The organism is Polynucleobacter sp. QLW-P1DATA-2, from assembly GCF_001870365.1.
In the GTDB taxonomy this organism is placed as follows: Bacteria; Pseudomonadota; Gammaproteobacteria; order Burkholderiales; family Burkholderiaceae; genus Polynucleobacter.
Genome location: NZ_LZMQ01000003.1, coordinates 675,135 through 696,069, shown reverse-complemented (window position 1 = coordinate 696,069; position 20,935 = coordinate 675,135). Strand labels below are relative to the sequence as shown.

Here is a 20,935-nt window from a genome sequence, read left to right as displayed (position 1 = left end):
TGGGCTTGTGATTGTCTACGAATACCCCTTCAATGAATTAGTTCGAAGCATGCTTCGACTGGAGTATTTGTTCGCCCGTTTCAATCATTTCTTACGATCTGATGACCCAGAACTTCATCACAATGCAATCTCAATTCTGTTTGATCTTGGTGACATTGGTGCACGTGGTGATATTAAGTCGCTACTATTAAAAGAATTTGAGCGTCAAAAATATGCGCTTAATGGACTCAAGTCTTCTCAAAAAGTAGACCAAGAAGCACTGTCTCAAACACTCGCAGAAATTGATTCTGTTGCCAGCAAAATAAATCAATCGGCAGGTCGCCCCAATTTAATCATTTCTGAGAGCGAGTGGCTCAATGGCATACGCACTCGCTTGAACATTCCTGGTGGCACAAGTCCAATTGATTTGCCAAGTTATCACGCATGGAAAAATAGTCCATCACCTGAGCGTCGCAAGCTATTAGAAAATTTTGTTAGCCCACTATTGCCATGGCAAGATGCTTGCCAATTATTTTTGCGCCTATTACGCCAATCTGGTGAAGCAAAAGATGTAGTGGCGCACAATGGATCATTTCAACAGGCACCATCTGGAAAAGTCTATCAATTGATGCGCATTGCAGTCGAGGACGATACCCTCTTCTCTGAAATTAGTGCCAATAAATATTTGTTGTCCGTACGCTTTATGCAATCGGATCGAGACAAAAAAGCGCAGCCTGCTGCTACGGATGTACCATTCAAGCTAACGCTCTGCCAGTTCTAGGGCAATAAGGCGCGCAGCCTCTCCAGCATTGGCCAAGCGGCCGGTAATAGCGGTTCAACACTGGGCTTTTCTGAGCCCAATAATTCCCAAGATAAAGCCTGACCTTCGCAGCCCTTTGGAATGCCGGACCATTCGCGAATAATGCTGACATGTAGTCGTACATAAGCATGTGGATAGTCATGCTCGAGAACTGTTAATTCTTCACTAGATTGAATATCAATACCGAGCTCTTCTTGCAGTTCGCGCTTAAGCGCCTGGAAAACAGTTTCACCTTTTTCAATCTTGCCACCTGGAACTTCCCAATAACCAGCATAAGGCTTGCCTTCTGGTCTTTGCCCCAAGAGATAGTGACCGGCCTTATCTAGCAATATGCCAGCAGCCACTTCAGTAACGGGTCGATTGATATCACTCATGAAAATAAAGCTGTATTAGGCCTGTGAACCAGCCCAATGCTTTGCAAACTGCCAAGCAACACGACCAGAACGAGAGCCACGCTCTAGCGCCCATACGAGTGCCTCTGAGCGAGCTGCCTCGATCTGTGAGGCACTCAAACCAAAATGTTGCAACCAATGGGCAACAATCGCCAAGTACTCATCTTGTTTTGGGGGATAAAACGAGAGCCACAGACCAAAACGCTCTGATAGAGAAATCTTCTCTTCAACTACTTCACCTGGATGAATCTCGCCATCATCGCCATGAACATAGCCCTCGTTATCTTTCATATACTCAGGCAATAAATGACGGCGATTTGATGTCGCATAAATCAAAACATTGTCTACCTGGGCCGAAACGGAGCCGTCTAGCGCTGACTTCATCGCCTTGTATCCTGACTCACCGTCCTCAAAAGAGAGGTCGTCAACAAAAAACAATAAAGCGCTCAGGGCGATCTGCCAATAACTCAGTGATATCTGCCAAGTCGGCTAGATGCTCTTTTTCAACCTCCACTAAGCGTAGTCCTTGATTAGCAAATTCATGCAAGCTTGCCTTAATCAGAGATGATTTACCTGTTCCCCGAGCACCGGTTAGGAGAATATTGTTCGCCGGTTTTTTCTGTATAAAGTTTTTAGTATTGTCTCGAATGGCATCTCTCTGACGATCGATGTTTTGCAGATCCTCAAAGGTGATATCGGAAACATGCTTTACGGGTTGCAAGAAACCAATACTGCCAAAGATGCTATCTCTACGACGCCATCTAAATGCAGGGGAGGATTTCCATTGCTCATCCGTTAACGGCTTAGGTAAAAAAGTGTCAAGGTGGTCTAAAAGACGGTTTAATTTTTCATTCATCTGATTTCAGTCTTTTAAGAGCGATAGTCTGCATTGATTGATACGTAGTCATGCGAGAGATCACAGGTCCACGTGGTTTGTGAAGCTGTACCGCGCCCTAAATCAATCTTCACAGTAATTTCTGGGGCTTGCATCACTCTTTGACCATCCGCCTCTTGATAACTTGGATTGCGTCCGCCATCTTTTGCAACCCAAACATCGCCAAGCCACATTTGGACATGATTAACATCTAAGTCTTGAATGCCCGCATAGCCAATGGCTGCAAGGATACGACCTAGATTGGGGTCGCTAGCAAAGAAGGCCGTTTTTACTAATGGAGAGTGCGCTACAGCCTTAGCCACTAGACGACATTCTTCAGCAGTTTTGCCGCCAAGGACTTCAATAGTCATAAACTTCGTAGCGCCTTCGCCATCACGCACAATCATTTGCGCTAACTTTCTAGCTAACCCAATCAATGCTTCGCGCACGACAACATAACTTGGATCGCTAACTGATTTGATTTGTACTGACGACTGCCCCGTGGCCATAATGATGAAAGAATCATTGGTAGAAGTATCGCCATCAATCGTAATCGCATTAAACGAAAGATCAGCAACTTCTCGAGTGAGATTGCCCAATAAACCAGGTGCAAAACCAGCATCAGTTGCAATGAAGCCCAACATCGTTGCCATATTGGGATGAATCATTCCCGCGCCCTTACAAATACCCGTGAGCACAACCTGACCTGCAGATGTTTGAATGGTGACAGAACTCGCTTTTGGCTGAGTATCTGTAGTCATAATGGCTTCAGCAGCATCAAACCAATGATCTTCCCCTAAATTAGCTACTGCTTTTGGAAGTGCATTAGTAATTTTCTGAATGGGCAAAGGCTCAAGAATGACCCCGGTTGAAAATGGCAAGATTTGCTCAGGCTTAAGCTTAAGCTCTCTAGCTAAGGCGTCACAGGTCTCTAAAGCATGCCTCATACCCTGCTCGCCTGTGCCAGCATTTGCATTGCCGGTATTGACTACCAACGCCCGAATTTCTCCATTGCGCCCCTCTTGTGCCAAATGCTCTCGGCAAACCTGAACAGGAGCAGCGCAGAAGCGGTTCAGAGTAAAAACACCAGCAACCTGAGATCCAGGTGCAAGAGTCATTACCAATAGATCTTTGCGATTCGCTTTCTTAATTCCGGCTTCAGCAATACCCATCTCAAAACCTTTAACAGGCTTGAGGTCGGCTTTTATGGGGAGGGGTAGATTAACTGTCATAGTCTGATAATTGTAGATGAGGCTCAAAAACAAAGCGCGCCATTATCTGGCGCGCTTTATCTTCTACTGAAGGCCTAAATCTAGGCTTTTACCGGCAACTCTCGAACTCGCTTACCAGTAGCAGCAGCAATGGCATTGGCCAAGGCAGGGGCCACCAAAGGAACCCCGACCTCACCTAATCCACCTGGCTTCTCTTGACTAGGGATCAAATGAACCTCAATTACCGGAACCTGGTTTTGACGCAAGCTTGGATAGTTATTAAAGTTGTTCTGCTGAACACGGCCATTTTCAATCGTGATGGCGTTACCTAAGGCAGCACTTAAACCATAAATTACTCCGCCCATGAGCTGTGCCCTCGCTTGATCTGGATGTACTGCAATTCCGCAATCAGAAACGAAAGTGATCTTCTTCACCTTTGTTTCAGGTGCCGAGGTATCCAACTCCAAAATACAGGCTGAATAGGTGTCATAGCATTCCATTTGGGCCACACCAAATCGTTTGCTACCAGAGGTATAACCAGACTTTTTCACGGCAGTTTCAAGAACATGCTTTGCTCTTGGGTGCTTACCTAAAGAGGCGAGACGGAAAGCTACCGGATCTTTACCGGCAGCGCTTGCTGCTTCATCCACAAAACTCTCAATTGCAAAAGCGTTTAATGCATTACTCACTGAGCGCCAGTACCCGACGCGAAGGCCAGTATCTGTAATGACATTAGTAATTTCAAGATTGGGAATGTCATAAGTAATGTTATTGGAGCCTTCCACCATAAAAGGATCAAAACCATCCTTAACAAATCCTGGGAATGCGCGAGCTGTAACAGACTGGGAGACCATCTTCGCTTTCATGCTTGCCAGTTGACCATTGGGGCCTAGAACTCCATCAACCCGATGAATACTCATTGGACGATAAAAGTCATGGGTGATGTCGTCTTCTTTGGTCCACAGCATCTTCACTGGCATACCAGCTGCTTTCGAAATTTCTGCAGCCTGGCGAATAAAGTCAAGCTCTAGCTTTCTTCCAAAGCCTCCACCAAGAAATGTAGTTTGAATCGTGACATCCTCTGGCTTTACACCTGCCGCTGCAGCTGCAACTGCTTCACCACCTTGCTGAAATTGAATGGGTCCGATGATTCTGCACTTACCATTAGAAACATCTGCAGAGCAATTGACTGGCTCCATAGTAGAGTGGGCCAAGTATGGCAGGAAGTACTGCGCACTGATGGTCTTGCCATTAGGAACTGCAGTATTGGTATCGCCCACCGTTTTGATAACAGCGCCCTTCTTAGATAGGCCATCTTCTAATGACTTACGAACCACTGCATTATTTAAGTTCGCGTTGGGACCTTCATTCCAAGTAATCTTTAGAGCATCTCTACCTTTGCGTGCAGCATAGAAATCTTTGGCCAACACCGCCACACCATCGGAGATCTGCACGACTTTAATCACACCGGACACCTTGAGGGCAGCTGATGCGTCATAGGAGGTCGGGGTGCCGCCAATCACAGGGCATTGAGCCAATGATGCAATTGCCATTCCGGGAATCTTCACATCAATTCCATACACTGCTTTGCCAGCTACCTTGGCAGGAGTATCCAGACGACGCATCGTCTCTTTGCCAATCACCATAAAGCTTGCCGGTGACTTCAGGGCTGGCTTTTCTGGTAGCGGTAACTTAGCAGCATCAGCAGCTAACTCACCATAAGTAGCCGACTTACCACTGGAGTGACTTACTTTGCCATTCATTGCCTTGCAGTCTGCAGCTGTGACATTCCAACGTTGAGCTGCAGCTTGAATCAAGACCGAGCGTGTAGCAGCGCCTGCTGTTCTTAGCTTGTCAAAAGCTTCGCGAACCGAAGTAGAGCCGCCAGTGATTTGACCTCCCAACATCGCATTGATATAAACAGGGGCAACGCCGGCAATTTCTACTTTGATCATTGACAGCGGGAGATTTAACTCCTCAGCAAGCAAAGCCGGCATAGAGGTGTAAACATCTTGGCCCATTTCAGAGCGAGCGCAAATTAAAGTAATTTGATTGCTAGGCGTAATTCGAACCCAGGCATTTGCTAAGGCTGGCTGATCATTGCCAGCCGTTGCAGCCTCACTAGATAAAGGCAAATACATGCCGAGCACGAAGGCACCACTAGCAGCAGCACTTTGTTGAATAAACTGACGGCGACTTTGATTCTTTAACGAATTATTTTTCATGTATTTATCCCCTTAGGCCAATTTATCAGCAGCACGTTTAACTGCTTTTTCTATACGGGAATACGTTCCACATCGACAAATATTGCCACTCATGGCATTTTTAATGTCGTCACTGCTAGGTTGTTTTTTCTTAGCTAAGAGATCGGCTGCAGACATCATTTGCCCAGTCTGACAGTAGCCACACTGAGGCACATCGAATTCGATCCAAGCGTCTTGTAGGGCTTTGCCAACTTTGGCAGACAAACCCTCGAGAGTGGTCACTTTTTTACCATTCGCCGCAGACACAGGAGTCGAACAAGAACGAATGGCGGCGCCTTCAAGATGAACCGTACAGGCCCCACACAATCCAGCACCACAACCATACTTAGGGCTAGTGACATCTAAATGATCGCGTAAGACCCAAAGAATTGGGGTTTCTGGATCTCCATCAAAATTAACCGCACTACCATTGAGAGTAAAAGATAAGGCCATAAGATCCCCTTAGTGGAATTCAATATTCATAAATAAACTGCCTGTGTTGGCACTCACAAATCATGACAGATATGTCAGATTTTCGCTTGGATAAGAAATTAGGGATTCCACCAAGAAAAATGGCCCAGAGAAATCTGAGCCTTAAAAAATAACAAATTTTTTATATGGGCTAAGTCAACGCCCCATGACAATTTTTATATTTCTTACCACTGCCACACGAACAAGGATCATTACGACCAATCTTGGGTCCTGCGCGAACTGGTGCTGGCTGAATATCAATGGCAGCACCACGGTCACCAGTAGAGCCAGCAACCTCTAGGTCAGCATCTGCATGTTGGTACTGAAGATCTTTTAGTTTCGCTAAATCTTCATTCATCGACTCGGAAGCACGATCTAGTTCACTAGCGCTACGAATTTGCACTGTCGTAATGCTCTTAACAACATCATTCTTGATGACATTCAAGAGTTCGCCATAAAGTTCAAACGCTTCACGGCGATATTCTTGCTTTGGATCTTTTTGTGCATAGCCACGCAGGTGGATGCCTTGACGCAAATGATCAAGAGCAGCTAAATGCTCACGCCAATGGGTATCAACACTATAGAGAAGAACGGAACGCTCGAAGCCTGCAAAAGATTCGCGGCCAGAGAGCTCAACCTTCGCGTCATAAGCCTCTTTAGCAGCAGACAATACACGCTCTACGATTTCTGAATCGTCAATGCTATCGGCGCCCTCAACCCACTTCTGGAGATCAACCGTCAGACCCCATTCATTGGCCAATACATGCTCAAGACCAGGTAGGTCCCACTGCTCTTCCATAGATTCGAGAGGAACATAGAAGGAGCACACAGTACGTAATACATCTTCGCGCAAATTAGCGATGAGATCACCAATATCAGCACTCTCAAGCACTTCATTGCGAAGGCGATAAGTTTCTTTCCGCTGATCATTTGCAACGTCATCGTACTCAAGCAACTGCTTACGCATATCAAAGTTACGGCCCTCAACTTTGCGCTGTGCAGACTCAATAGACCGCGTCACCATACCAGCTTCAATCGGCTCGCCATCAGGCATCTTGAGACGCTCCATAACGGCGCGTAAACGATCACCCGCAAAAATACGCAGGAGAGGATCATCTAAGGAAAGGTAGAAACGTGAGGACCCTGGGTCGCCCTGGCGACCAGAACGGCCTCTTAATTGATTATCAATACGACGACTCTCATGGCGCTCTGTACCAATGATGTGTAAGCCACCCGCATTTAACACTTGATCGTGGATGTCTTGCCATTCGTCATGCAGTTGCTTAATCTTGGCAGCTTTTTCTGCATCAGAAAGCGCTTCATCAGCTTCAATCAAAGCAGACTGTTTACCAACATTGCCGCCAAGCACGATGTCAGTACCGCGACCAGCCATATTGGTAGCAATCGTGATCATTTTTGGACGGCCAGCCTGAGCAATAATCTCTGCTTCGCGAGCATGCTGCTTTGCATTTAAGACCTGATGCGGCAATTTACGTTTATCAAGTAAGCCGGCAATTAACTCCGAGTTTTCAATCGAGGTAGTGCCAACTAATACTGGTTGACCGCGCTCGAAACAATCTTCAATATCTTTAATCACAGCGTCATAGCGTTCGCGTGATGACTTATAGATTTGATCTTGTTTATCTTTTCTTTGGCTGATGCGATTTGGAGGAATCACCACCGTTTCAAGGTTGTAAATTTCCTTGAACTCATACGCCTCTGTATCTGCTGTACCAGTCATACCAGCCAGCTTGCCGTACATCCGGAAATAATTTTGGAAGGTAATCGTTGCTAATGTCTGATTCTCATTCTGAATCGGCACACCTTCTTTAGCTTCAACTGCTTGATGCAGGCCATCAGACCAGCGACGACCTTGCATCAGTCGGCCTGTGAACTCATCAACAATGATGACTTCATTATTCTGAACAACGTACTGCTGGTCACGGTTATATAAGGTATGCGCACGTAAGGCTGCATACACGTGATGCATCAAAGTAATATTTTGCGGAGCATAGAGAGAGTCGCCATCATTTAAGGCGCCAATCTGAACTAAAACTTGCTCTGCCTTATCGTGGCCCTGCTCAGTTAAATAAACCTGCTGAGACTTTTCATCTACCCAGTAATCGCCCGGCTTTTCAACCCCAGTGCCATCGGCTTTCTCTTCACCAATTTGACGCCCCAAATAAGATGGAAGGGCGTTAATCTTGACATATAAATCGGTGTGATCATCTGCCTGACCAGAAATGATGAGTGGCGTACGCGCCTCATCAATCAGAATAGAGTCAACTTCATCAACGATGGCATAAGCTAAGCCACGCTGTACACGCTGATCCACATCTTGGACCATGTTGTCACGCAAATAATCAAAACCGAATTCGTTATTAGTGCCGTAAGTAATGTCCGCAGCATAGGCATCTTGCTTAGTCTTGTGATCCATCTGTGACAGATTCACACCAACGGTCATACCTAAGAAGTTGTATAGCTTGGACATCCATTCAGCATCGCGTTGTGCCAAATAATCATTCACGGTAACAACATGAACACCCTTGCCAGTCAATGCATTCAAATAAACGGGTAGCGTTGCAGTTAAGGTCTTTCCTTCACCAGTACCCATCTCAGCAATCTTGCCTTGATGAAGTGCGAGGCCACCCATTAGCTGGGCATCAAAGTGACGCATTTTCATAACGCGCACACTGGCTTCGCGAACTACCGCAAAAGCTTCGGGTGCAATGTCATCTAAAGCCTCGCCGCCAGCCAAGCGAGACTTGAACTCTGCAGTTTTAGCAGCAAGTGCGGCATCATCCAAAGATTGCAAGCTTGGCTCGAAAGCGCCAACCTTGGCAACAACTTTGCGATACTGTTTTAAGAGGCGGTCGTTACGACTGCCGACCAGGGTTTTAAGAAGACCGATTACCATGGGATATTGAAGAAAATTAAGACCTTGAGTTTATCACCCGCACCCCCATTTTTTTATGAACTTCACCCCTAAATCATCCCGCAAGCAAACAGCTCATGACTGGCTTGATTACCTGCGCGAGTCCAATGGACTTGGGGGGATTTTGGCTAAAACCGAAGATTTAGCCAAACTCAAATCCATTCTAGGGCTAGCCTTAGAAAAACTGGGGTTAGAGCACCTAAACCCCAAGATTGAGGCTGGCTGGCGCTCCGGGAACCAAAATGAACTCTTTTTGCTCGTCAGTAGTGCCAGCATTGCTAGCCGCCTACAACAAACTTTACCTAGTCTAATCAATGAGTTAGGAAAGCTTGGGCTGACTTGCAGCGCCATAAAGGTAAAAGTTAAGCCTGCCCCAGCCCAATGGGAAGTAAAACCACGCGCAGGTGACAAAGAGCAGCATAAACCTCAAGGATTTAATGCGATTGCCAAAAAATCGTGGGAAGAATTGCTTGATAAGTTAGCGCCAGATTCTGATCTTCGCAAAACAGTTGAACGACTACTTCGGCATAAACCGAAATAATTCGCAGCAAATCTTAAAAAGTCCAGCTAGAAAAAGATTGGTTGGTTTTCTTGCGAATAGGCTTCAGGAGCCTTGTTTTCGGCAAAAGAGCTAATTTCATAAGAACTTGGGTCTTCCAAGAGCTTACGTAAAAGAGCATTGTTTAGGGCATGACCTGATTTTTCAGCTACATAGGCCCCAACAATTGGGTGGCCCACCAAGAAGAGATCCCCAATCGCATCCAAAATTTTATGACGTACGAACTCATCCTCATAACGCAACTCTTCGTTATTCAAGATGCGATGCTCATCTAAAACAATTGCATTATCTAGACTTCCGCCACGGGCCAATCCCATTTCTCGCAGCGCCTCTACTTCATGAGCAAATCCAAATGTACGAGCGCGACCAATTTCACTGCGATAGGCATGCTCTGCAAAATCGACTACAAATCGTTGCCCTGTCTTATCTACTGCAGGATGCTTAAAGTCAATTGTGAAATCCAACTTAAAACCAAAGAAAGGTTCTAGTCGAGCTAGCTTATCGCCCTCTCGCACTTCCACAGGTTTTTTAATAACTACAAATTGGCGCGGTGCATCTTGCTCAACAATGCCGGCAGATTCAATTAAGAATAAGAATGAAGCGGCACTACCATCCATGATGGGCACTTCTTCGCCGTCAAGTTCGATCAATAGATTATCTAATCCCAGGCCAGCACAAGCAGACAGTAAATGCTCAACCGTTGATACCCGCACACCGTCTTTTTGAATAACTGATGCTAGCCTTGTATCACATACAGCTAGAGCAGTTGCAGGCACTACTGACTGCTCTGGTGTATCGACGCGCACAAACTGAACTCCTGAATTCACGGGCGCAGGCTTAATAGAGATCGTCACCTTGCGGCCAGAATGCAAACCAATTCCCACAGTTTTCACCGGAGTGGCTATGGTTCTTTGCTTCATCATGATGACGTCTCTAAATTCAGTAGATATTTGTTATTGAATTACAGTTTTTTCAAAATTGAAGCAGCATCACTTACTTCAAATTTACCTGGAGCTTCACGATCTAAAGTTTTAATCACGCCATCTTCAACAATCATGGCATAGCGGTCTGAGCGAACTCCTAAACCACGGGCTATCAAATCTAATTCCAGGCCCATTTTCTTAGTGAACTCAGCACTACCATCACCCATCATGCGAATTTTGTTACCTACTTTTTGATCACGTCCCCATGCACCCATTACAAATGGGTCGTTCACAGAAATACACCAAATCTCATCAACACCCTTTGCTTTAATTGCATCGTAATGTTCAACATATCCCGGGACATGCTTAGCAGAGCAAGTTGGCGTAAATGCACCAGGCAATGCAAAGATCACAATTTTTTTGCCTGCTACAAGCTTCTCAACTTCAAAAGCATTAGGTCCCAAGGTACAGCCTTCTGTCTCTTCATTCAAAAATTCATAAAGAGTGGCATTTGGTAGTTTTTGTCCAACAGCAATCATGGTGTCTCCAATAAGTGATTGTTAGTAAGCATGCCAACGCAAGCGCGGGATTCGTCGTCCGGAGGGGCGCCGCGCTGGCATTTCGCAATAACCTATTGTATTAAGCAGTCAATTAATCTGCTTGTTTACGTAAAAACGCAGGGATTTCATAGTAATCAGCCCCTTTATCAAGCAAGGTCTTTGCTTGAGGTGAGCTGTCTGCACCTAAAGTCGGCGCAGGAGTCGCCTCACGAGAGCTACGAAATACACGCGGTAAATCATACTGACTGTAATCAACCCCAGTGCTTGCTGCTTGCGCTGCTGCTGGTGCACTTGCAGAGCCAGTCAAGGCCATACCTGCACTAGTACTCAATGCAGAATCCAAACTCACCTTGCTAATAGCTGCAGATGCGCTAGCCGGAGCAAAGCTATTGAGATCAGCCATAGTTGGCATTGCATCATGAGTACCAGTAGCCTGTCTCCATACTACTTCTGGTTGATGATTTTGACGCGCTTGTGGATTATTTAAACCAGTAGCAACAACAGTGACACGCAAGGCATCGCCCAAGCTCTCGTCGTACACGGTACCAAAGATGACAGTTGCATCATCAGCAGCATAACCACGAATAGCAGCCATCACTTCACGCGTTTCAGAAAGCTTCAATGAACGGCTAGCAGTAATATTGACTAATACGCCACGTGCACCTGATAAATCTACACCTTCGAGCAATGGTGAAGCAACTGCGGCTTCGGCAGCCAAGCGGGCGCGATCCATACCAGAAACTGTTGCAGTTCCCATCATCGCCTTACCTTGCTCGCCCATTACAGTCTTCACGTCCTCAAAGTCAACGTTAATCAAACCTTGAACATTGATAATTTCTGCAATACCAGAAACCGCGTTATGCAATACATCATCAGCGCATGCAAAAGCTTTATCAAATTCTGCATCTTCGCCCATGACTTCAAAGAGCTTCTCATTGAGAACCACAATCAATGAATCCACATAAGACTCGAGCTCGGCTGCGCCATTCTCCGCAACTTTCAAGCGCTTCACACCCTCAAAGTCGAAAGGCTTGCTGATAACGCCAACTGTCAAAATACCCATTTCTTTTGCGACTTGAGCAACGATTGGAGCAGCGCCAGTGCCTGTACCACCACCCATACCAGCAGTGATGAATACCATATGCGCACCTTGCAATGTATCGGCAATACGAGCACGAGCTTCTTCAGCAGAAGCAGCGCCGATTTCTGGTTTAGCACCAGCACCTAATCCGCTAGAGCCCAGTTGCAAATTCACAGATGCCTCAGAACGCTGTAAAGCGCCAGCATCGGTGTTCATGCAAATAAACTCTACGCCATTAACTCCGCGACGGATCATGTGTTGAACAGCATTACCACCAGCGCCACCGACTCCAACCACTTTGATGATGGTCTTACCAGCTGTTTCTTGATCTAACATTTCAAATTCCATATACCCTCCTAGGTAAAAAACGTACTACATTGACGACGACGAAAAAAACTTAAAAATTTCCTGCAAACCATTCCTTCATGCGCGAGATCACACCTTGTAACGCGCCTGACTGAGAAACACGACGACCACGCAACAATTGCGCCTGGCCTTCCATTAACAAACCAATGCTGGTAGCAAAACGAGGGCTGCGAAGGACCTCATGTAAATGACCGCGATATTCAGGTGTACCAATTCGCGCAGGTCGCAAGAAGACTTGCTCGGCCAACTCAACCATGCCTGGCATTAAAGCTGTGCCACCAGTCAAAACTATTCCTGAAGAGACCATATCTTCATAGCCAGAGTCTCGTACTACCCCTCTTACTAAAGTAAATAGCTCTTCAACACGCGGTTCGATCACTGCCGCTAAGGCTTGTTTAGACATTGGACGTGGCTCACGATCCCCCACTCCAGGCACATCGATCATGGCAGTTGGATCTGCCATTTCTTGACGGGCGATACCGTGCGCAATCTTCAAATCTTCCGCATCAATTGTTGGGGTACGCAATGCCATCGCAATGTCATTGGTAATTTGATCGCCCGCAATTGGGATTACTGCTGTATGACGAATAGAACCTTGGCAATAAATGGCAATATCGGTAGTGCCGCCACCAATATCAACCAAGACCACGCCTAATTCTTTTTCATCTTCAGTTAGTACAGCAAGACTGGATGCCAGCGGTTGCAAAATAAGGTCATTTACCTCGAGACCACAGCGACGCACACATTTCACAATATTTTGTGCAGCACTAACAGCGCCAGTAACAATGTGTACCTTTACCTCAAGGCGCAGACCACTCATCCCAATCGGCTCACGCACATCTTCTTGACCATCAATGATGAATTCTTGAACGAGAATGTGCAAAATCTGTTGATCAGTAGGAATATTGATTGCTTTTGCAGTCTCTAGTACACGCTCAACATCCCCAGAGCTCACTTCTTTATCGCGAATCGCAACCATGCCACTCGAGTTAAAACTCACAATGTGATTACCAGCAATACCGGTAAAAACTTGAACGATTTGGCGATCAGCCATGATCTCAGCTTCTTCTAAGGCCTTCTGAATCGACTGAACCGTTGCTTCAATATTGACAACTACGCCCTTCTTCAGGCCTTTAGAAGCAGTTTGACCAACACCAACCACATTGAATTGGCCATCAGGTGCTAATTCAGCAACCAAAGCAACTACCTTGGATGTTCCAATATCTAATCCAACTAATAGATCGCGATTATCTTTACTCATACCCGTTCCTTCATTGCTTCAGCTCGCTTTTCTTACCATCGACATCATTCTTTTTCATACTTGCAGCAGCAAGATGAACCGCAAAACCATTTGCATAACGCAAATCCACTGCATCAATTCTGTTCGACCACTTCTCTTGAACTTGTGGCCAATACTTGAAGAGACGCGCAACACGCTCTTCCGTTAATGTTTTGTCAGAACTTTCTTCATCCCGGCCAAACTCCACCTTCATGCCATTTGAAAGTTTGATATGCCAGGCATAACGTTCAGTTAACGCCAAGCTAGTGACTTCTGCGCCCCAGGGTTTGAACCAGTTATTCGCTTTTTCATAAAGACTCATCACTTCTTGACCCGAATCCTCGGGGCCATAGAAATCAATTAAATGCACATCGTCACCAACCTCAGAAACACGGCCGGCAAAGATTTCTCCATGAGTATTCATTAAAGCGCGGCTATCAGCACCGCCCCAAGTACCAAATGGCTTTTGTTCTTCAATGCTTACTATCAAGCCATTAGGCCAAACTCGTCGCACATTGGCGTGACGAACCCACGGCATCGTTTCAAATCCACGCTTGACATCTTCTAAGCGAACACTAAAGAAGTTCCCTTGCACTGTCTCTGAGACTTCCTGCTTCACGAGTGATTTATTGATGTGCTTTAAGGTTTGGCCTGCGACTGGTTCAATCTGAATTTGCTTTAGGGCAAATACTGGACGCTGACTTAACCAGACCAATACCCCAATCACAAGCATGGCTACAAAACAACGTATCAAGAAACGGCTAAGCTTCTGCATCCGCTCTGGATGATTCCAAAGTGGAGACATCAGCATGGCGAAGATTTCGCCGAACCGGTCCATGAAATTACTCATGCAGTGGCAACCTCTTTATCTTGGAGGGTTTGACTTAATAACCACAGTACTAAATCAGCATATTCAACCCCAGCAGCTTTTGCAGCCATAGGTACCAATGAATGTGAAGTCATACCAGGAGAAGTATTCATCTCTAGTAAATAAGGCTTACCTGTTTTTTGATCGAGCATCACATCAGCGCGACCCCAAGTTTGACAGCCAAGCGCTTTATACGCAGCTAAAGCCAACTCTTGAACTCGCTCATTCACTTCAGCAGTAAGGCCTGTAGGGCACAAATACTGAGTCTCATCAGAGAAATATTTATTATGGAAGTCGTAATTGGCCTGTGGTGGAATAATTTTGATGACAGGTAATGCTTCAGCAGTCTCACCTTGACCAACTAATGGGCAAGTTAATTCATCGCCTACGATGCATGTTTCTGCAATCACTTTTTTATCCAGCCCAGCAGCTAATTGATATGCAGCAGGTAACTCCTCAACAGACTTCACCTTAGTTAAGCCTAATGAAGATCCTTCATGCGCAGGCTTCACAATTAAGGGCAAGCCAAGATGTTTAACAACTGCATTCCAGTCACTGTTTGCAGTTAACTCTTCAAATTCAGGGGTAGAGAGTCCATTACTAATCCAAACTTGCTTAGTAACAATCTTGTCAATTGCCAACGCGGAAGCTAATACACCGCTACCGGTGTAAGGCACTTCAAGTAACTCCAGTAAGCCTTGTATCGTGCCATCTTCACCATAGCGACCATGTAATGAAATGAAGATCCGATCGAATTTTTCAGCAGCTAATTCAGTTAGGCTCCGTAAACCTGTATCAAAGCTATAGGCATCGACTCCTTTGGATAGAAGGGCCTGCAACACACCATTACCCGACATCAAAGAAATCTCACGCTCACCAGAGCGGCCACCCAGTAAAACACCTACCCGACCAAATGTTTTCACATCTAAGTTCGCTAAGCGCACTTTGACGCGGTCACCCCATAAAGTAAGGTCTTGCTTAGACATTCTTTGCCTCCGACAAGGTGTGAGGCAAAGCAGAAATTGAACCTGCGCCCATCGTAATCAATACATCTCCATCTTTTAATACTTGACTTAACTTTTCAGGCATCTCAGTAACATTAGCCGCAAAAACTACAGCGTCAGCATTAAGCAATCCTTTGAAATTTTTATCCTCTACTAAGGCCGCCTTCATTAGACTTTTTCCATCTGCCCCAGGAATCTTTGCTTCACCCGCTGGATAAACCTCGGTTAATACCAAAGCATCAAAATTTCTGAGAACTTGAACAAATTCACCGAAACAATCGCGAGTTCTTGTAAAGCGATGAGGTTGGAATGCCAACACTAAACGGCGATCAGGGAAAGCGCCACGTGCAGCAGCCAAGGTTGCTGCCATCTCTACTGGGTGATGACCATAGTCATCAATCAAGGTGTAACTACCGCCTGCTGCCAGTGGAATTTCGCCATAGCGTTGAAAGCGACGGCCCACACCATCAAACTCAGATAAGGCTTTAGCAATCGCTTCATCGCCGACACCTAACTCAGTTGCAATACCAATTGCAGCCAGCGCATTACGAACGTTATGTAAGCCAGGAAGATTTAATGTCACATTGAGTGGGCCTGGCTTATTGCCATGCCGACGAACAGTACGACGCTCAACAGTAAAGTGCATACGCGTTCCATCGGCACGGATATTGCTTGCCCGAATATCAGCATCTTCAGAGAGGCCATAACATAATACTGGTTGAGATACAAAAGGAATGATGTCACGTACGTTTGCATCATCAATACACAAAACTGCTACACCATAGAAAGGCATACGCTGGATAAATTGCACAAAGGCTTGCTTTAATCTCGCCATATCATGCTGATACGTATCCATATGATCAGCATCAATATTGGTCACTACTTCCATAGCTGGGAAGAGTTGCAAGAATGATGCATCAGACTCGTCGGCCTCAACCACAATGAAATCGCCGCGACCTAAACGCGCATTTGCGCCAGCTGAATTGAGCTTACCGCCAATAACAAAGGTAGGATCTAGACCGCCTTCCGCTAAAACTGAAGCCACTAGACTGGTAGTGGTTGTTTTACCGTGAGTTCCAGCGATAGCAATGCCTTGCTTTAAACGCATTAGTTCACCAAGCATCACAGCGCGTTGGATTACTGGAATTTTTGCAGCACGAGCAGCCAATACTTCAGGATTGTTGCCTGCAACTGCGGTAGAAATCACAACTGCTTCTGCAGTACCTACATTTTTAGGATCATGCCCAATATGAATGACTGCGCCTAAGTCTTTTAAGCGCTTAGTAGTCACGCTCTCGGCCAAATCAGAGCCAGAGACTTGATAGCCTAAGTTCAAAAGTACCTCTGCGATGCCGCTCATGCCTGCGCCACCGATACCAATAAAGTGAATCTGCTGAACAATATGTTTCATACGCCTACTCCTGCACAATCAGCACACACTTCAGCTACTCGCTGAGTTGCATTTGGCTTGGCTAACGCGTGTGCACGCACAGCCATATCTTTAAGATCACCCCGATTAAAGTTTTGAATCATCAAGGCTAAATGGTGAGGGTTAAGAGATTGCTGAGGTAATAGAACTGCTGCATCCGCATCCGATAAGAATTTGGCATTCGCTGTTTGATGATCATCAATCGCATAGGGAAATGGAATCAAGCAAGAGGCAACACCACATGCAGCCAATTCAGATACAGTCATTGCACCTGCACGGCAAATGACTAGATCTGCCTGTGAATAAGCCGTTGGCATATCGTCAATAAACGGACGAATATCTGCTTCAACCCCTAGATCGGCATAGCGTTTCTGTAAATCTGCTAAATGCTTATCTCCGGCCTGATGAATTACTTTGGGTCGCATATCCTGGGGTATCAAAGCTAAAGCAGCGGGAATGTTTTCATTCAGTGCCGCGGCACCTAAGCTACCACCGACAACCAAAATGGATAAAAGGCCTTGACGCTGTTCGTAACGCAAAGCAGGTGCCGGCATATTCTCGAACTCTTGACGAATAGGATTACCAACCCACTCTGCATTTGCCATCGTGTTAGGAAAGCCAGTTAAGGTACGCATCGCAATCTTGGCAAGCGCACGATTTGCACTGCCAGCTACAGAATTAGATTCATGAAGCACTAATGGGCGCTTTAAGAATTTAGTCACCAGGCCGCCAGGAAAAGTAATGTATCCGCCCATACCCAGAACAACGCTTGGTTTTAAACGACGCATGATCTTCCAGCTCTGAAAGCATGCTCGCGCCAAATTGATTGGCAGCATGAGTTTTGCCTTTAGGCCTTTTCCACGCAAGCCCCCAAACTCAACGGCCTCAAAAGGAAAGTTACAAGATTTAACTAAGCGATATTCCATACCGCTTTGATTGCCCAACCAAGAGACATTCCAACCGCAAAGTCGTAAATATTCGGCGACGGCAAGTCCTGGGAAGATATGCCCACCAGTACCGCCAGCCATTACTAATATTGAGGGTTTTGTCACAACTTCCCTCCGCGCATCAGAATACGATTTTCGTAATCAATACGAAGCAGCATTGCAATCGCAACGGCATTCATCAAAATACCTGACCCACCATAACTCACCAATGGAAGAGTTAAGCCTTTTGTTGGTAACAGACCCAGGTTTACGCCCATATTGATAAATGCTTGCCAGCCAATCCAGATGGCAACGCCTTTTGCTGCCAAACCTGCAAAACTTCGATCCAATTGCAAAGCGGTACGACCGATGATGAATGCACGACGCACAATCCAGTAAAACAAAAAGATCATCACAACAACACCAACGAAGCCAAGCTCTTCACCAATCACGGCCATGATGAAATCGGTATGGGCTTCAGGCAAGTAGTGTAGCTTTTCGACACTCCCGCCAAGACCGGTACCAAACCACTCGCCACGACCAAAGGCCATTAGAGAATGCGTTAATTGATAGCCTTTGTTAGCTGCGTTATCTACTTGCCATGGATCCATGAATGCCAACATACGACCACGTCGGAATGGTGAAAGCGCAATCATGGCGGCACCACTGAGCAAGCCAACCACAATCAATCCACCAAATAATTTGGCGTTAATGCCGCCTAAAAACAAGATACCGAATGCAATCAAAGCAACCACTACGAATGCACCCATATCAGGCTCTTTCATTAAGAGACCCCCAACGAGAGCAACCGCAATACCCATTGGTAACATTCCTTTAGAGAAGGAATGCAAATACTCTTGACGTTGCACTGTATAGCTTGCTGCAAAAATAACGGCGGCAAATTTCATTAACTCAGAAGGCTGAAAGTTCATTAAGCCTAGTGGAATCCATCTTTTAGCACCATTCACACCCTTACCAATACCCGGAATTAATACGGCAATCAGCAATAGAACAGTGAAACCAAAAATAACCGGTGAATAGCGATCCCATACTTTAGTGGGAATCTTAAAAGCCCAAAAACCTGCGGCAATTGCAATTGCTAATGAAATCAGGTGGCGAATCAAGAAAAAGTTGCTACTGTAGTTAGCATACTTAGGGCCATCGGCCAAAGTAATTGAGGCTGAATACACCATCACCAAGCCAATTAAGGCCAAAGATAAAACTGCCCATACTAATAACTGGTCATATTCCATCATGCGCGAACGAGTCTGCTCTACACCAGAAACAGCATCTCTTAATCCACTACGGAAGTTATCAATCCCACCTCTTGAGAAATTCCAAAAGCGATCAAAGCCGAGGCGGTTTTGCGGGAATAGTTTATCTTTTAAGCTCACGCTTGAACTCCCTCAAAACGCATTCCCAGCTCTTCCACTTCCGCAACGAATACCTGCGCTCGCTCTTTGTAATCTCGGAACTGATCAAGGCTTGCGCAAGCAGGTGACAATAAAACTAAGTCACCTGATACCGCCTTTGAAGCAGCGGCTTGGACGGCCGCTGATAGGGTGCCACTAATTACGCAAGGGACATCTCCCATTGATTCGGCTATTTTTTCACCGTCTTTGCCAATTAAGAAAACACCTTTAACAAAACGTAATGCAGGTTCGCGTAATGGACTAAAGTCTTGTCCTTTTCCATCTCCACCAGCAATCAACCAAATTCTTTTACCTGATTCATTGCTACCTAGGCCATTCAAGGCAGCTACTGTCGCACCAACATTAGTGCCTTTGCTGTCATCTACATACTCAACATCATTCACAATCGCAATGCTTTGTACACGATGAGGTTCGCCATGGTAATCACGTAAACCATGGAGTAAAGCATTCATTGGTAAACCAGCAGCACGGGCTAATGCAAGTGCTGCTAAAGCATTTAACGCATTGTGACGACCACGAATACGCAGCGCATCAGCTGGAATCAAGCGCTTCAAGCGCAATGGCTCATCTTCTTCAATTGCCATAGACTTACGGCGACGCTTAGGTTTGGGTTCAAGATCTTCATCTACTTCCGCCCATACCAACCAATCAATCCCACCTGCGCGTAAATCATGCTCAATACCAAATGCGCCTTGCTCATCTGGCCGATTAGAGCCAAAGGTAACGATTGCCTTTTCTGCTTTTTGTTCATCGCTTAGCAAACCCATGACCAAAGGATCATCGCGATTTAAAACACAAATCGTCTCACTTCCAAAGATCTTCGATTTCGCCTCAACATATGCAGACATGTCACCATGCCAATCCAAGTGATCCTGAGTGATATTTAAAACTGTAGCTGCTGTTGCATTTAAAGAATAGGTATAAACCAATTGGAAGCTAGATAACTCTAATACCCAAACATCTGGCATATCTTCTATTTGATCTGCACTATCCAAACACGTCATAAGTTTGTCGAGAGCTGCGGGGCTGATGTTCCCGGCAACCGCCACTTTCTTTCCAGCGCGTTCACATAACTGTCCAGTTAAGGCAGTTGTAGTCGTTTTTCCATTAGTCCCAGTAATTGCCAATACTGTAGAGTTATAGACAGATTCTTTTGTCGCTGACATACGAGTCAAAGCATCTACAGCACGAGCGAAGAACTCAATTTCACTCCAAACATCTACTCTCGACTTGCGAGCCGCAATCAAAAATGATTCCGTTGGCTCTTGGAATGGCGATAAACCAGGGCTAATACCAATCACATCAATATCATTCAGCAACTGATCGTTTAGAGGTCCAAACTGAACGTCTTTTAAGCCAGCAAATTCCAACTCTGCGAGTGAAGCTAGCTGATGCTCTGAGAATTTGGAGCGATCGCGAGTATCTACTAAGCGGACTGCTGCGCCATTGCGTAAGCACCACTTTGCCATAGCTATACCAGACTCACCCAATCCTAATATCAAAAAGCGATGAGGAGCTTCATAGCCTAAATCAGCTACAGAGCTAGGATTGGCAAAAGTATTTTCTAAAGTCAGCATATTTA

General features: G+C 45.7%; 17 protein-coding genes and 1 pseudogene. 2 read left to right on the top strand and 16 right to left on the bottom strand.

All coding sequences use genetic code 11. The features are described 5' to 3' along the window. The first annotated feature begins 7 nt into the window (after positions 1-7). Positions 8-760, top strand: coding sequence for a cell division protein ZapD (zapD, locus tag A9236_RS06145; protein ID WP_071464547.1), 753 nt, complete (start codon positions 8-10; stop codon positions 758-760). On the opposite strand, the gene A9236_RS06140 is transcribed toward zapD, so the two are convergent. From A9236_RS06140 to secA, 6 genes and pseudogenes are all read right to left on the bottom strand, one after another. After that, positions 757-1,173 carry an NUDIX domain-containing protein gene (locus A9236_RS06140; protein WP_071464546.1) on the bottom strand — a complete coding sequence of 139 codons (417 nt, stop codon included), beginning with the start codon at positions 1,171-1,173 and terminating at the stop codon, positions 757-759. The two genes, zapD and A9236_RS06140, sit on opposite strands and share 4 nt — an antisense overlap. Before the next feature lie 15 nt (positions 1,174-1,188). Continuing rightward, positions 1,189-2,047 (bottom strand): annotated as a pseudogene (locus A9236_RS06135) (ATP-binding protein). Positions 2,048-2,061: 14 nt separating this feature from the next. After that, positions 2,062-3,297, bottom strand: a complete 1,236-nt coding sequence (gene argJ, locus A9236_RS06130) for a bifunctional glutamate N-acetyltransferase/amino-acid acetyltransferase ArgJ (RefSeq protein WP_071464544.1) — start codon at positions 3,295-3,297, stop codon at positions 2,062-2,064. 80 nt (positions 3,298-3,377) lie between these two features. After that, positions 3,378-5,501 (bottom strand): molybdopterin cofactor-binding domain-containing protein, encoded by a 2,124-nt coding sequence (locus tag A9236_RS06125; RefSeq protein WP_071464543.1) that lies wholly within the window; start codon positions 5,499-5,501, stop codon positions 3,378-3,380. Positions 5,502-5,513: 12 nt separating this feature from the next. Further along, a complete protein-coding gene (locus A9236_RS06120) occupies positions 5,514-5,972 on the bottom strand; it encodes a (2Fe-2S)-binding protein (protein WP_071464542.1) in 459 nt (152 codons plus the stop codon). A gap of 169 nt (positions 5,973-6,141) precedes the next feature. Then, positions 6,142-8,907 (bottom strand): preprotein translocase subunit SecA, encoded by a 2,766-nt coding sequence (gene secA, locus A9236_RS06115; protein WP_071464541.1) that lies wholly within the window; start codon positions 8,905-8,907, stop codon positions 6,142-6,144. A 55-nt stretch (positions 8,908-8,962) separates the two neighbouring features. Between secA and A9236_RS06110 the strand changes: the two genes are divergently transcribed. Then, positions 8,963-9,466, top strand: a complete 504-nt coding sequence (locus A9236_RS06110) for a hypothetical protein (RefSeq protein WP_071464540.1) — start codon at positions 8,963-8,965, stop codon at positions 9,464-9,466. A 26-nt stretch (positions 9,467-9,492) separates the two neighbouring features. Here A9236_RS06110 and lpxC read toward each other — a convergent pair whose 3' ends face one another. From lpxC to murD, 10 genes are all read right to left on the bottom strand, one after another. Next, positions 9,493-10,407: a UDP-3-O-acyl-N-acetylglucosamine deacetylase gene (gene lpxC, locus A9236_RS06105; RefSeq protein ID WP_071464539.1), complete on the bottom strand. Its 915-nt coding sequence runs from the start codon at positions 10,405-10,407 to the stop codon at positions 9,493-9,495. Positions 10,408-10,445: 38 nt separating this feature from the next. Further along, positions 10,446-10,946, bottom strand: a complete 501-nt coding sequence (locus tag A9236_RS06100) for a peroxiredoxin (protein ID WP_071464538.1) — start codon at positions 10,944-10,946, stop codon at positions 10,446-10,448. Positions 10,947-11,058: 112 nt separating this feature from the next. Beyond that, complete coding sequence (gene ftsZ, locus A9236_RS06095) at positions 11,059-12,396, bottom strand: cell division protein FtsZ (protein ID WP_071464537.1); 1,338 nt, start codon at positions 12,394-12,396, stop codon at positions 11,059-11,061. Positions 12,397-12,445: 49 nt separating this feature from the next. Then, positions 12,446-13,675, bottom strand: a complete 1,230-nt coding sequence (gene ftsA, locus A9236_RS06090) for a cell division protein FtsA (RefSeq protein ID WP_071464536.1) — start codon at positions 13,673-13,675, stop codon at positions 12,446-12,448. Positions 13,676-13,685: 10 nt separating this feature from the next. Continuing rightward, entirely contained in the window at positions 13,686-14,531 is an 846-nt protein-coding gene (locus A9236_RS06085) for a cell division protein FtsQ/DivIB (protein ID WP_236638723.1), read from the bottom strand. Positions 14,532-14,539: 8 nt separating this feature from the next. Beyond that, complete coding sequence (locus A9236_RS06080) at positions 14,540-15,547, bottom strand: D-alanine--D-alanine ligase (RefSeq protein WP_071464534.1); 1,008 nt, start codon at positions 15,545-15,547, stop codon at positions 14,540-14,542. Further along, positions 15,540-16,976, bottom strand: a complete 1,437-nt coding sequence (gene murC / locus A9236_RS06075; RefSeq protein WP_071464533.1) for a UDP-N-acetylmuramate--L-alanine ligase — start codon at positions 16,974-16,976, stop codon at positions 15,540-15,542. The genes A9236_RS06080 and murC overlap by 8 nt, the downstream gene beginning before the upstream one ends. Then, positions 16,973-18,046 (bottom strand): undecaprenyldiphospho-muramoylpentapeptide beta-N-acetylglucosaminyltransferase, encoded by a 1,074-nt coding sequence (gene murG, locus A9236_RS06070; RefSeq protein ID WP_201721723.1) that lies wholly within the window; start codon positions 18,044-18,046, stop codon positions 16,973-16,975. The genes murC and murG overlap by 4 nt, the downstream gene beginning before the upstream one ends. Further along, complete coding sequence (gene ftsW / locus A9236_RS06065) at positions 18,043-19,239, bottom strand: putative lipid II flippase FtsW (RefSeq protein ID WP_236638819.1); 1,197 nt, start codon at positions 19,237-19,239, stop codon at positions 18,043-18,045. The genes murG and ftsW overlap by 4 nt, the downstream gene beginning before the upstream one ends. 71 nt (positions 19,240-19,310) lie before the next feature. Further along, positions 19,311-20,930 carry a UDP-N-acetylmuramoyl-L-alanine--D-glutamate ligase gene (gene murD, locus A9236_RS06060; RefSeq protein ID WP_071464530.1) on the bottom strand — a complete coding sequence of 540 codons (1,620 nt, stop codon included), beginning with the start codon at positions 20,928-20,930 and terminating at the stop codon, positions 19,311-19,313. Between the last annotated feature and the right edge of the window lie 5 nt (positions 20,931-20,935).